Consider the following 13,511-nt stretch of genomic DNA (forward strand, 5'->3'; position numbering starts at 1 on the left):
TGCAATGGCGACATGGTCGGGAAAGCAACGTTGTCCAGAATTCACTGCCAGCTCACATCACCGAGGAAGATATATCCTGCCCCGTAAATCGTCTTGATAAGGCGCGGCTTTTTTGGGTCTTCACCCAGTTTCGTCCGCAACCGTGAAATGCGGACGTCCATTGCGCGGTCAAAGCTGTCGCCCGCTCCGCCGCCCAGCATCTCTTGCATGCGCGCCCGGCTGATCAGGCGTTTGGGGCTTTCCAGGAACAGGCGCAATACTTCACCTTCGGCATGGCTGAAAGGCGTTTCGGCACCATCGGCATCGATCAGAACATAGCGGTCGAACTGGGCCGTCCAGCCATTGAACTCGGCGACTTCCGAACTTTGAACGGCAGGGCCTGACGACCGCAGGCGTGCGCGGATGCGTGCGACAACCTCGGCGGGGTCAAAAGGCTTGGTGATGTAGTCGTCGGCGCCAAGCTCCAACCCGGTCACTCGGTCCTGCACTTGCGCCCGGCCCGAGATGATGATCACCGCCGCTCCCTGTTCCAGCGCCAGACGATGCACCAAGGCCAGACCATCGGTATCGGGCAGAGACAGATCGACTAGGCAAACATCCGGCGTCACGCGCTTGAGCGAGGCTTCGAATTCGCGAGCGCGCGAAAAGCTTTGCGTCCTGAACCCGGCCTCCTCAAGCGCATCGGTCAGAATTCGTCGAATTTCCGGCTCATCATCCAGAATGGTGACCAAAGGGTTTGTCATCTAAGCTGCCTCGGTACAGATCAGCGCCGATAATTGCGCCTGTGTAAAGGGTTTGCGCAGGACGGGTGCCCGGGTCAACGCCTGATTGTGCAAAGGATCGGATTGCGGCAGAGAGGTCATCAATATGCAAGGCAGCGTGCCTTTGACCCGGTCCACAAGGTCGATACCGGTTGCCTCGCCCTCCAGCCGGATATCGGACACCACCAGCGATATCGCGTCGATATCCGCCGTCAATTCCAGCGCCTCGTCGGCAGAACTGGCCTCGACGACAGAATAGCCGAGCTCGACCAGCATCTCGCGGAACTGATCGCGCAGGTCATCATTGTCCTCGACAAGCAGCACAAGGCCGGTCTGGGCCGGGGGTGCGGGCCGGTACGGCAAACGCATGACCACTGACGCGCCGGACGGTGTATTGCGCAGGCTCAGGTCCCCCCCGGCGAGTTTCACCGTGTCATATACCATCGGCAGGCCCAACCCTGAACCATCACTGCCCTTGGTGGTGAAAAAAGGGTTCAAAGCCTTGTCGAGCGCTTCAGAAGAAAAGCCCGGGCCAGTGTCGGAAACCGTAATCTCGGCCCAGATCGTACCGATCGCATGGGCGCTGATTGTGATCTGGCCGGAATTACCACACGCGTCACGGGCGTTGAGCACTAGATTCAGCAACGCATCCTGCAACATGCCCGGATCAAGCATCAACGGTTTGTCGGGCAGAGTATTCACCACCGACAACCCCATCCCGCGCGGCAGTGATGGGGTGGCCAGAACCCGCAGATCCTCGAGCAGACCGCGCATATCGGTGGCCTTCGGCTGCAATGTCCGGTTGCCGGTCATATCAGCGATGCGGTTCAGCAACTGTCCGCCCCTGCGTGCGGTGGTTTGCGTCGCGGCAACAAGTTGCCGGGCCTCATCTGGCAGGTCCATTTTAGTCAAACGCGCCTGCATCCCCAGAATGATGGTCAGAAGGTTCGAAAAATCATGGGCCAGCCCGCTGGTCATCTGAGCGGCCATGGCCCGGCGTCGGGTTTGCTGCAATGCGACCCGGGCCTGGGTCTCTTCGGTGATGTCCACCGACATGACATAGACACCACCCGCCTTGTCCGGTGTAAAAGATACCCGGATGCGACGGGCATCCTGATCTTCAGTGAACTCAAAGACCGAAGGGTGCCCGCCATAGGCCCGCTCCAGATGCGGTTTGACACGGTCATACGCCGATTGGCCCAACGCCTCGGAAATATGAAGCCCCAATATCTCGGACGGTCGCCCCGGCATGACCGAGCTGAGACGCCGGTTGGAGTAATCATACCGTCCATTGGCATCGAGATGCGCGATATGGGCAGGCATCATCTCGGTCGTCATTCGGGTGCGGGCTTCGATTTCGGTCAGCTGGCGCTTGGCCTCTTCAAGCGCGGTGATCGTGGCGGCCAGTTTACGGTTTGTTGCAGACAGCTCCTCGGCACGGTCCAACAGTTGTTCCGACAACTCTTCGGACCGGGCGCGCAGCAGGTCTTCGGCCTGCTTTGTACGGGTGATGTCGGTATAGACCGCAACCCATCCGCCGGTTGGCAATGGCGCCCCTTCGACCGAGATCACCTGCCCGTTCGGGCGCGTCCGTTCAATGTAATGCGGCTCGAACGCCAAAGCTTGTTCGACACGCTGGGCCACCATGCCGTCCACATCCTCGTCATCACCGTATTCACCACGGCTGGCCAGAAAATGGATTGTGTCGTGAAAGCTGGCACCGGGCTGAACCAGATCGTCCGACAAATCAAACATTTCCTGAAAGCGTGCGTTGCACAGCACCAAGCGCAGTCGACTATCGTAAATCGACAAGGCCTGGCCGATCAGATTCAATCCGGCCGACGTCATCGCCTTGATGCGTTGTTCGGTGATGTTCAATTCTATCCTCCCCTGCGCCTATGGGTAACACCAGTTCAGGCGCAGGTGTAGGGCCTTGTCTAATCGTGCAGTGGTCGATAGCTGACGGCACGATCAGCCAACGCTCTGCTCAGGCAACCTGCACGAATGACCCAAGGAACATTTCTGCGCCGCTCAAAAGTGCTTCCTCCGAAATAAGGGTACGATTTACGGCAGATTACCTCTGGCGTTAACCGACCAAGCAAGCGCTTTCTGACTGGAAGCCACTGTAACACCAGCGCTATTGCCGTGCGCGAAATCCCGGCTTGGTTGAACAAAGCCATTGCAGCCGCAGCCGGATTGACATCACATACCGCCATGACTCGTCCCACGATCACCACTGAAGCCGACGCGACCGGTCTTTGCATTCGGATTTCGGGTGATCTTCGCACGCAACAGTTGGACACAATCGAAAGCGATTTCGCCGCAATCCGGGCCAGCGGGCAAGACGCTGTAATGGACATGTCTGGGCTGCAGGCGCTGGATACAGGCGGCGCATGGCTGGTGGCTAATCTGGCGCGACGTCTGGGCGCAAACGGCACAAATATCCGCTTCGAAGGACTAAAACCCGCCCATTCCTCGTTGATCGAGACGGTGTCGCATAACATCCCCGAGAAGGTTGGTGCTCAGGCGCCGCCTACGGGTTTTGTGAATTGGGTCGCCCGGATCGGAGAACGCACGGCGGGCGGGTGGCAGGATTCACTTTCTATTCTCGGATTTCTCGGGCTTACACTTCACCGTCTGGTGCGCACGCTGATTATGCCCTGGCGGCTGCGCCGCGCCGCGCTGGTCTCGCAGATGGAGCAGGTTGGATTCAAGGCGCTGCCCATCGTGACGTTGATGGGCTTTCTGATCGGCGTGGTTCTGGCCTTTCAGGGCGCGACCCAGTTGAAACAGTTCGGGGCCGAGATTTTCGTGGTCGAACTGATCTCGATCTCGATCCTGCGCGAATTGGGCATCCTGCTGACCGCGATTATCGTCGCAGGTCGCTCGGGCTCGGCCTTCACCGCCTCAATCGGGTCGATGAAAGTGCAGGAAGAGATCGACGCGATGCGCACCTTGGGCCTCGATCCTATCGAGGTGCTGGTGATCCCGCGTGTTGTGGCCTTGCTGATCATGCTGCCCATTCTTGGTTTTGTGGCCGATATGGCGGGTCTGATCGGCGGCGCATTGATGAGCTGGATTGACCTTGGGGTCAGTCCGGGCATGTTCCTGACCCGGTTGAAGGAAAACACCGGTGTCTGGCAACTGGCCATCGGGATGATCAAAGCCCCGTTTTTCGCGCTGGTGATCGGGGTCATCGCCTGCTGGCAAGCGATGCAGGTCAAAGGGTCGTCCGAAAGTGTCGGCCAGCGTACCACCGCGTCCGTTGTGCAGTCGATCTTCATGGTGATCGCCATCGACGCGTTGTTCTCGATCTTCTTTTCCGAGTTGGGGGTCTGAGATGGACGGTACCGCCCTACAGGACAAACCTCAAAGCGATGCACAACGCGAAGCTGTCATTCGTGTGCGCAACCTGACCAACCAATTCGGCGAGCAGGTCGTGCATGACAACCTCAACCTCGACGTCTGGCGGGGTGAGGTTCTGGGCGTCGTTGGTGGATCCGGCACCGGCAAATCGGTGCTGTTGCGCACGATTGTCGGACTGAACAAACCCAAAGCGGGCAGTATCGAGGTTCTGGGCGTCGATGTTCTGAATGGCCCCGAGGCCGACCGCCAGCGGATCGAAAAAAGCTGGGGTGTGGCGTTTCAGGATGGCGCGCTGTTTTCCTCGCTGACCGTGTTGCAAAATGTGATGGCCCCGCTGCGCGAACATACCGGCATCAGCGAAAACCTGATGGAGGCATTGGGCGGGCTGAAGATCAGCTTGGTCGGCCTGCCGCAGCTGAGTTGCAGCAAATTCCCTTCGGAGCTGTCGGGCGGGATGCGCAAACGGGCCGCGCTGGCGCGGGCGTTGTCGCTGGACCCCGAGATCGTTTTTCTGGACGAACCCACCGCCGGGTTGGACCCTATCGGTGCCGCCGCCTATGATGATCTGATCGGAGAGTTGCAGCAGGCGCTGGGATTGACCGTGTTCATGGTTACCCATGATCTGGACAGCCTTTACGCCATTTGTGATCGCGTCGCGGTACTTGCGGAAAAACGCGTGCTGGTTGAAGGTCCGATTGAAGACATGACCAAGGTCGACCATCCTTGGGTGCAGGAATATTTCACAGGTCCCCGTGCCCGCGCGGCGCAAGAGAAGGGGCAAAACAGGTAGAGGCGATGGAGACCCGAGCGAATTATATCCTGATCGGTGCGTTCACCCTTGCCGGTATTCTGGGGGCCTTCGGCTTTTTCCTGTGGCTGGCCAAGTTCGAGGTGACCCGGCAATACGCCTATTACGATGTGCTGTTCGACAACGTGGCGGGCCTGTCCGCTGCGGGTGGCGTAAACTATAACGGCCTGCCGGTGGGACAGGTCATTTCGCTGCAATTGGATGATGACGATCCGTCAAAAGTGCGCGTCCGGCTTGAGGTGGATGCGGATATTCCTGTCACCAAAGAAACCATCGCACAGCTTCAGTCGCTTGGCGTGACGGGCGTGGCTTATGTCGAGCTGTCAGGCGGCTCTGCTAACGCGGAACGGCTGCCGCAAAACAGTGTCATTCAAAGCAAACGCAGTTCCATCCAGTCATTGCTTGAGGGCGCGCCCAAAGTTCTGGACAGGGCGCTGACGCTGCTGGAAGACCTCAATTCGGTCGTGGATGAAAAGAACCGCAAAGCGGTGTCCGACATTCTGGGCAATCTGGCATCGGCCTCGGGGCGACTAGACAAGACGCTTTCGGATTTCGAAAGCCTGTCCAGCGATCTGGGCAGCGCCGCAAAGGAAATCGGGGATTTCACCAAACGGCTGGACACGCTGGCTGACACTGCCGAAACAACGCTCACCACTGGAACGGATACGCTGAACAGCATCAAAGACGCCTCAGAATCCGCCAAATCCGCACTGGAGACGGCGAACGGCACGCTAGAGACGGCCCAGACCGTGATGACCGATGACATCCGGCCCTTTATCGAACGCGGATCAAGGCTGGCCGATCATCTGACCGTGTTGTCCGAGGAGGGCAGCATCACATTGGGTACGGTCACCGAGACCTTCGCAAATGCAAACACCACACTTGCTTCGATCAATTCCGCCATGGACACGGCCAAGGCAGCGCTGGCCTCGGCCGAGCGGGCCTTCGACTCGGCCAACCGGGTGATGGATGAAGACATCGCCTCGGTCGCAGCGGATGTGCGCAACGCGGCCAATCAGGTGGCGTCGACCGTGTCGAACATCACCGAAAAGATCGACAAGATTTCGGATGACATTCTTAGCGCATCGCAGTCCGCCTCGGATCTTTTGGGCACCATCGACGGGATCGTTCAGGATAACCGCCGTCAGGTCTCCGACTTTCTGCGGGTGGGTTTGCCGCAATTCGTCCGCTTCATCGAGGAATCGCAACGTCTGGTCATCAGCCTCGATCGGCTGGTCGACAAGGTCGAGCGTGACCCGGCCCGTTTCCTGCTGGGCACCCAAGCATCGGAGTTCCGCCAATGATACGCCCAATTTTTGCGAGTCTGGTTCTTGCGTCGCTTGCCGCGTGTACCGGACTGGACACGCTGCGTCAGGCATCCAAGCCGAATGACCTGTACCTGCTGACGCCCAAAAGCACATTCTCCGGGTCACTGCCACGGGTTCAGAAACAGATCGTAGTTCAGGAACCCATTGCAACGGCTGCCGTCAACACCGACCAGATCGCGGTGCAACCCACGCCGCTGCAGGTACAATACCTGCCCCGCGCCCGCTGGGCTGACCGGGCACCGATACTTGTGCAGACCCTGCTGGTGGAAAGCTACGAAAACTCGGGCAAGGTCGCGGCGGTCGGGCGGTCGACGGTAGGATTGCGGGCAGACTATGTCATCGCACCTGATCTGCGAGAGTTTCAGGGTCATGTGATTGCCGACGAGAACGGTACAAAAACCGTACAAGTCCATGTACGGCTCAATATCAAGATCATCGACGAATATAGCGACAAGATTATCGCTTCGGCATCGTTCGAAGAAAACTTCGTTGCCGCCAGCGATCAGACCCCCGATCTGGTTCTGGCATTCGACGAGGCATTGGGGGACACCATGCGCGATGCGGTGGAATGGAGTGTGCGCCGGATACACACCCACGCCGTGAACAACCCGCGCGACACCCCCAGCTGAGCCTAGAATTGACTGGCTGACGCTGCTTTCCAGTCCGCCGCGAACTCCTCTGGGATGACATCACCCAGCAACGCGCCGTCATCCAGAAAACTGTAGAGATCGGCATAGGAGCGTTCACGCTCGTCTGCTGTGCGGCGGCGGATGTCTGCGGGGCGCAGATCAGAAACCTTCTCTTTGCCCATCGCGCCCAGAATCTCGCGGAAGCTTTCCAGTGTTGAATCGTGATAACGGCGAACACGTTGCCGTTTCTGTGGCACATTGACGGCACGGCCGCGGATCGGATCCTGCGTCGCAACGCCCGAAGGGCAGCGGTTGGTATTGCAGTGCAAAGCCTGAATGCAGCCGATTGCAAACATCATCGCCCGCGCGGCGTTACACATATCCGCGCCCAGAGCGAGTTTTTCGACCAAATCAAACCCGGTCGCCACCTTACCCGAGCAGATCACACGGATCTTGTCGCGCAAACCCACCCCACGCAGGCAGTTGTTCACGAAAATCAAGGCCTCATTCAACGGCATACCCAGACGGTTGGTGAATTCGACCGGGGCTGCGCCGGTGCCACCTTCCGAGCCGTCAATGGTAATGAAATCGGGCAGGATGCCGGTTTCCAGCATCGCCTTGCAGATCGCCATGAACTCGGACGGTTTGCCAATACACAGCTTGAATCCCACCGGTTTGCCGCCTGACATCTCCCGCAGGTGCTGTACGAACTGCATCAGCCCGGTCGGCCCGTCAAATGCCGAATGCGTGGGCGGAGAGATCACGTCCTGATGCACAGGCACCCCTCGGATTTCGGCAATTTCCTCGTCTACCTTCGCTGCGGGCAGCACACCACCATGAGACGGCTTGGCCCCCTGCGAGAGCTTGATCTCTATCGCCATCACAACGTCTTTTTGGGCTTTCTCGGCAAACTTGTCCTTGTCAAAACCACCCTCGGGTGTTCGACATCCAAAATAACCTGTCCCGATCTGCCAGATAATGTCCCCGCCTTCGGCCAGATGGTGCGGAGACAGCCCGCCCTCGCCGGTGTTATGCGCAAATCCGCCATCCTTCGCGCCCCCGTTCAGCGCTCGGATCGCATTGGCGCTAAGCGCGCCAAAGCTCATCGCGGACACGTTCAGGCGCGAGGCGTTATAGGGTTTGTCACATTGCGGACCGCCCAGCATCACCCTCTCTTCGCTTTCGGGCACGTGCTTGGGCGCAAGCGAGTGATTGGCGCGGTGATAGCCAACGGTCAGGATATCGTATTGTGTGCCGAAGGCCTGCGTATCGACCTGCCCCTTGGCCCGCGAATAGACCAGACTGCGAATGATACGGTTGAAAGGCCGGCCGCTTTCGTTGGTTTCCACAAAATACTGACGAATCTCAGGGCTGACAAATTCCAGCATATAGCGGAAATGGCCAAGAACCGGATAGTTGTTCAGCACGTTATGCTTGGTCGTGAGCAAATCATATAGGCCGATCACCGCATATGGCACCAGAATGACCAGCAGCCAATGCGCGGGAGGCCAGAAAAATCCCAAAACCACGGTCAGAGGCAGACACAGTAAGCTAAGAACATAATAAAGTCTGCGAACAATCATATCTGATCTCCCTGGGTGGTGCCGTAGCGACGGCCTTGGCCTGTGCATTGCCGCGACCGTGGAACATTTTGACCTTTCAGTGCAAGCCTTTGTACCCGGCGATTTCATAACGAATGCTTCATCGCGCTTGCTTGAAGCGCATTGATACGATCTGTATGCCAGATAATGCAGGGGTCAGAGCAGGATCAGCCGCAGTGTCACGACCAACCTCTCAGTTCAGGCAGCGCGCTCTGATGTACATCGCGGTGTTTGTCGGTGGCGCCGCAGGATCGCTGTTGCGAGAGCTGTTTGCGCTGGAAATACCCGGCGCGCCGTTTCTGACAGCAACCTTCGGCATCAATGTGGTGGCCTGCTTCGTCCTCGGCTGGCTTTATGCCATACGCCACCGCGTTCACGCGCATGTGCTGCATCTTGGTGCGGTCGGGTTCTGCGGTGGCTTGTCCACATTCTCTTCCTTTGTCGCCGAGTTGGAGAGGTTGGCCGAAACCGGCAGCGGACTGGTGCTGGTCGCCATCGCAGCGGAAATCGCGGTGGGTCTGGGTGCCGCCATATTGGGCGAAGCATTGGGCCGCCGCCTGCCGCCGCAGGAGGGCGCCGAATGAGCGATCTCTATCTGCACGCCATATTTGCCCTGGGCGGTGGGATGGGCGCAGTCTTGCGTCATTGGCTGGCTCTTCGGGTGACACATGACCTTCCCTTTTCCACATTGATTGTGAATGTTGTCGGCAGCCTGCTACTTGGCCTCTGGATCGGTTATCTGGGCGGCCCGACCGAGATGGGTGAAGAAGAAAAGCGTCTGGTATTCGGTTTCTGTGGGGGGTTCACCACCTTCTCGAGCTTCGCCTATCAGTCCCTTCAACTACATCGGGAACGGACCATCGCACTGGCGACGGGGAACATCATCCTCAGCCTTGTTCTGTGCTGGTTTGCGTTGTGGCTGGGCCTGTTTCTGACCCGTTAGTGTTGAAGTATCATACCGCTACCGTCATTCTTGGCTCACATCATCGGCATATGCATCCGCATGGCCAAATTCCCCAGAATCCAGACGGTTCCGCCGATGATGATCAGCAATACCAGAGTCGAGAACAGGATCAGATCCAGATCCTCGCGGCTGCTGCGGCGTCGGTCGATATGCAGGAAATAAATCAGTTGCACGAGCAATTGCGCCAGTCCCAGCAGGGCGATGGTCAAATAGACGCCGGTGGTCCGGATACCGAAGTGATAGGCGATGCCGAAAACCAACAAGGTCAGCAGCAGCGAGCCGCCATAGCCGATGACATAGCGACGACGCTCGCGCCGGTGCATCTCGGTGCGTTTATCCATAAGACAGCCCTCCGAAATACACGATGGTGATGATGCCGATCCAGATCAGATCGAGGAAGTGCCAGAACAGCGCCAGCCGCACCATACGCGACATCAGTAGGTCGGTCAGACCCATCACGCGCAATTGGATGCCCAACACGATCAGCCACAAGCATCCGGCCGCCACATGCAGCCCATGCAACGGAACCAGACCGAAGAATGCCGATAGAAAGCCGCTGCGCTGCGGGACCCCGCCGAGCGCGGCCATGTTCATGAAGTCGCGGACTTCCAGCACCAGAAAGCTGAGCCCCAGCACCAGAGTAACGCCAAACCAAAGCACGATGCGCCATCGGGGCAGGTTGTATTTCAACGCCAGCATGGCCAATCCCACGGTCAGGCTGCTGGTCAGCAGGATCAGGGTCTGGGCGAAAATGCTCTTCAGATCGAACAACTCATGCGGCCCCGGCCCACCGGCCTGCGCGTCGATCATGGTGATGTAGATCGCGAACATCAGGCCGAAATAGACCAGATCGCTCATCAGGAATACCCAGAAGCCGAAGGTCACGATCTCGGTCGCCTTGTGCGCGCTGGCGTGATCCTCGCCCAGATTGATGCCCGGATAGCTGTATGATGGTGCGCGCCTCATGTCATCGTCTCCATGTCCGGGCGGGCAAGGCCGCGGTTTTCGGGGGCACTTTCGTGGTCGCGATCCACGGCGGGTGTGCTGCGGACCAGCGCCAGCCAGGCTTCGTGTTCCTTTCGGACCTCTTCGGCGGGAATGATGATCTCGGTGCTGGTATCAAAGCTCCAGACGATAACGGCGAGGATCATGAGCACCGTCATCAGCACGGCCAGCCACCAGATCCACCAGACCAGAGCAAACATCCAGACACCGCTGAATACACACAAGATAAAGCCAATCCCTGTATTGCGCGGCATCTCGATATCTTCATAGGCGTCTGGCGCGGGATAGGCGTCGCCGCGTTCCTTAGTGGCGGCAAAGTCATCGCGTTCGGTGACGTTGGGGATGATGGCGAAGTTATAGGGCGGCGGCGGCGACGAGATCGACCATTCCAGCGTGCGCCCATCCCACGGGTCGCCCACCGGCGCGCGTGCCTGATCGCGATCGCGGATGCTGACCCAAAGCTGGATCAGGACCGAGAACAACCCGCAGGTGATCACCAGCGCGCCGATCACGGCGGTGATCATATAGGGGTGAAAGCTTGGGTCCTCCCAACTGAACGACCGGCGTGGCATGCCCATCAGGCCCACGAAATAAAGCGGCATGAAGGTCAGCAGGAAGCCGACGGTCCAGCAGAAAACCGAAACGCGGCCCCAGAATTCGTTCAGGCGAAAGCCAAATGCCTTGGGAAACCAATAGTTATAGGCAGCCAGCAGGCCGAACAGAACGCCCGGCAGCAGAGCGTTGTGGAAATGCGCCACAAGGAACAGCGTGTTGTGGACCTGATAGTCGACGGTCGGATTAGCCAGGATCACACCGCTGAGACCGCCGATCACGAACAGCATCAGGAAGGCCAGACCATAGAGCATCGGCACTGAGAACCGGATGCGCCCGCGATAGAGCGTTGCCATCCAGTCATAGACCTTCACCCCGGTCGGGATGGCGATCAGCATCGTGGCGATACCAAACACCGCATTGATCAACGCGCTTTGGCCCATGGTGAAGAAGTGGTGCAACCAGACCGTGAAAGACATGACCGCAATCGACATCGTGGCGATGACCAGCGAGTTGTAGCCATAGAGGCGCTTGGCCGAGAAGGTGGCGAAGACTTCGGAATAGATGCCATAGGCGGGCAGCACCAGCAGATAGACCTCGGGGTGGCCGAATAACCAGAACAGGTTGGCATAGTTCATCATGTTGCCGCCCAGATCATTGGTGAAGAAGTGGAAATCCAGATAGCGGTCGGCGGCCAGCAACAGCGCCGCGACACCCAGCGGCGGCATGGCAAAAATGATCAGGATCGAGCTGCAGATGATCGTCCAGCAATACATCGGCAGCCGCATGAACTTCATCCCCGGCGCACGCAGCTTGTAGATGGTGACGGCGAAATTGATGCCAGTCAGAGTGGTGCCGACGCCCGAGACCACGATGGCCCATATCCAGTAATCCGGCCCCACCCCCGGATTGAAGGCGGCCCCGGTATAGGGCGGATAGGCTGTCCAGCCTCCGGTCGAGAACTCTCCCACCACCAGCGACACCATCAACATCATGCCGGCGGAAACGGTTAGGCCAAGACCGATTTGGTTCATCACCGGAAACGCCACGTCGCGCGCACCGATCATCAGCGGGATCACATAATTCGCGACGCCAAAAACGAAGGGCACGGCGACAAAGAACACCATGATGGTGCCATGGGTACTGAACAGTTCGGCAAAATGTTCGGCTTCAAGAAACCCATCCCCCGGCCCCGCTGCCTGTTGGGCCCGCATCACCACGCCCTCAAGCACGCCGCGCGCCAGCATGACGATGGCAAAGACGATATACATGATGCCGATCTTCTTGTGATCCGCGCTGGTCAGCCAGTCGCGCCACAATGGCCCCCAAAGGCGGAACCATGTCAGAATGCCAACGACGGCCACGACACTGACAACAACAATGCCAGCGGCTGCGTTGGCCACGATCTCATTTGCGTTGGGGTTCTGGATGAGCCCGGTAATGGGGAACGCATCCCAGCTCAGGCGGCCAAAGAATCCGGTATCGGCGGATGTCATTGGCTCACCTCCTGCCCGAACGCTGTCGTGCCGGGCTGTTTGTTCAGTGGCAGTGGCTTTCCGCTGTGATACCTTCGAAGGATGTTGTGGAACAGGTCACCGTCATCCAGTTTGAAATAAAGTGCATCTTCGGGCATCTGAGCGGTGCCGAGCGCGGCCTGAACCTCATCCCGGTCGGTGCGCATCGCGAGTGTTTGATAGGTCGGCGGGTCAAGAAGAATGCCGTTCCTGCGGACGTTGTCGACCCAGGTGTTGAATTCATCTGGTTGCATGGCGACCGCCTGAAATTTCTGTTTGGTAAAACCGCGCCCGTTATACTGCGTATTCTCGCCCTGCATCGTTTCGGGCATGTCCGCCACCACATGCAACTGCGTCGTCATGCCGGGCATAGCATATATCTGGCCTGCCAAGGCCGGGATCATGAAGGATTGCATCACGGTATCGGAGGTCAGTGTCATCGCCACCTGCTGTCTGACCGGGATGCCCAACTCTCCGACGCTGGCGATACCCAGATCGGGATAGATGAACAGCCATTTCCAATCCAGACCGACGACCTGCACGCGCAGGGCAGGTTCTTCACCGAACGGGGCGCTATAGGGATCAAGACGGTGCGTTGCCTTCCAAAGATAGAAAGACAGGATCGCCACGATCACAACCGGCACGCCCCACATCAGAAACTCCAGCTTCGCCGAGAAATCCCAATGCGGGGTGTAGGCCGCTTTCCCCCCCTTGTGGCGGCGGTAACGCAGCGCAATAAGCGGCACCAGAACCAGAACCGGGACCACCGCGATCAGGATCAGAGCCGTCGCACGCAGCAGGTGCGTTCGTTGTACCGCTGCAATCGGACCTTGCGGATCCATGAAACTGTCGCTCGCCCCGGCGGTCTGGGCCGATACAAGCAGGACGGCAAGCGCCGCAAGAACTTGCGCCGACGCAGTGGACATCCGAAAAATGCTCACGCTTGTTGGTCCTCTTGCGGCTGGGTTCTCCGCAACTATCGG

The 13,511-nt window shown here is 58.6% G+C and carries 13 protein-coding genes; 6 read left to right on the forward strand and 7 right to left on the reverse strand.

Annotated features, from left to right (window positions below):
• Positions 1-41: 41 nt before the first annotated feature.
• Both ACR0K9_RS10240 and ACR0K9_RS10245 read right to left on the reverse strand, forming a co-directional pair.
• Positions 42-743 (reverse strand): response regulator transcription factor, encoded by a 702-nt coding sequence (locus ACR0K9_RS10240; protein WP_480531260.1) that lies wholly within the window; start codon positions 741-743, stop codon positions 42-44.
• Positions 744-2,609, reverse strand: coding sequence for a PAS-domain containing protein (locus tag ACR0K9_RS10245; protein ID WP_480823129.1), 1,866 nt, complete (start codon positions 2,607-2,609; stop codon positions 744-746).
• Between the two features lie 366 nt (positions 2,610-2,975).
• On the opposite strand from ACR0K9_RS10245, the gene ACR0K9_RS10250 reads away from it, so the two are divergent.
• From ACR0K9_RS10250 to ACR0K9_RS10265, 4 genes are read left to right on the forward strand one after another with little or no spacing between them, the layout of a single operon-like run.
• Complete coding sequence (locus ACR0K9_RS10250; RefSeq protein ID WP_480822854.1) at positions 2,976-4,100, forward strand: MlaE family lipid ABC transporter permease subunit; 1,125 nt, start codon at positions 2,976-2,978, stop codon at positions 4,098-4,100.
• A 1-nt stretch (position 4,101) separates the two neighbouring features.
• A complete protein-coding gene (locus ACR0K9_RS10255; RefSeq protein ID WP_480822856.1) occupies positions 4,102-4,917 on the forward strand; it encodes an ABC transporter ATP-binding protein in 816 nt (271 codons plus the stop codon).
• A gap of 5 nt (positions 4,918-4,922) precedes the next feature.
• Positions 4,923-6,239, forward strand: a complete 1,317-nt coding sequence (locus ACR0K9_RS10260) for an MlaD family protein (protein ID WP_480822858.1) — start codon at positions 4,923-4,925, stop codon at positions 6,237-6,239.
• Positions 6,236-6,892 carry an ABC-type transport auxiliary lipoprotein family protein gene (locus ACR0K9_RS10265; RefSeq protein WP_480822860.1) on the forward strand — a complete coding sequence of 219 codons (657 nt, stop codon included), beginning with the start codon at positions 6,236-6,238 and terminating at the stop codon, positions 6,890-6,892. The genes ACR0K9_RS10260 and ACR0K9_RS10265 overlap by 4 nt, the downstream gene beginning before the upstream one ends.
• A gap of 2 nt (positions 6,893-6,894) precedes the next feature.
• Here ACR0K9_RS10265 and ACR0K9_RS10270 read toward each other — a convergent pair whose 3' ends face one another.
• On the reverse strand, positions 6,895-8,475 hold the full coding sequence (locus ACR0K9_RS10270; RefSeq protein WP_480822862.1) for an FMN-binding glutamate synthase family protein: 1,581 nt from the start codon (positions 8,473-8,475) through the stop codon (positions 6,895-6,897).
• A gap of 194 nt (positions 8,476-8,669) precedes the next feature.
• Here ACR0K9_RS10270 and ACR0K9_RS10275 point away from each other — a divergent pair, with 194 nt between their 5' ends.
• Positions 8,670-9,077, forward strand: a complete 408-nt coding sequence (locus ACR0K9_RS10275; RefSeq protein ID WP_480822864.1) for a fluoride efflux transporter FluC — start codon at positions 8,670-8,672, stop codon at positions 9,075-9,077.
• Positions 9,074-9,436, forward strand: a complete 363-nt coding sequence (crcB, locus tag ACR0K9_RS10280) for a fluoride efflux transporter CrcB (protein WP_480822866.1) — start codon at positions 9,074-9,076, stop codon at positions 9,434-9,436. The genes ACR0K9_RS10275 and crcB overlap by 4 nt, the downstream gene beginning before the upstream one ends.
• A 35-nt stretch (positions 9,437-9,471) precedes the next feature.
• On the opposite strand, the gene ACR0K9_RS10285 is transcribed toward crcB, so the two are convergent.
• From ACR0K9_RS10285 to ACR0K9_RS10300, 4 genes are read right to left on the reverse strand one after another with little or no spacing between them, the layout of a single operon-like run.
• Entirely contained in the window at positions 9,472-9,798 is a 327-nt protein-coding gene (locus tag ACR0K9_RS10285; protein ID WP_480531280.1) for a cytochrome o ubiquinol oxidase subunit IV, read from the reverse strand.
• Positions 9,791-10,423, reverse strand: coding sequence for a cytochrome c oxidase subunit 3 (locus tag ACR0K9_RS10290; RefSeq protein ID WP_480822868.1), 633 nt, complete (start codon positions 10,421-10,423; stop codon positions 9,791-9,793). Before ACR0K9_RS10290 ends, ACR0K9_RS10285 begins: the two co-directional genes overlap by 8 nt.
• Entirely contained in the window at positions 10,420-12,510 is a 2,091-nt protein-coding gene (locus ACR0K9_RS10295) for a cbb3-type cytochrome c oxidase subunit I (RefSeq protein WP_480822870.1), read from the reverse strand. The genes ACR0K9_RS10290 and ACR0K9_RS10295 overlap by 4 nt, the downstream gene beginning before the upstream one ends.
• Complete coding sequence (locus ACR0K9_RS10300; RefSeq protein WP_480822872.1) at positions 12,507-13,469, reverse strand: cytochrome ubiquinol oxidase subunit II; 963 nt, start codon at positions 13,467-13,469, stop codon at positions 12,507-12,509. Before ACR0K9_RS10300 ends, ACR0K9_RS10295 begins: the two co-directional genes overlap by 4 nt.
• Between the last annotated feature and the right edge of the window lie 42 nt (positions 13,470-13,511).

This window comes from Ruegeria sp. L12 (assembly GCF_056531745.1).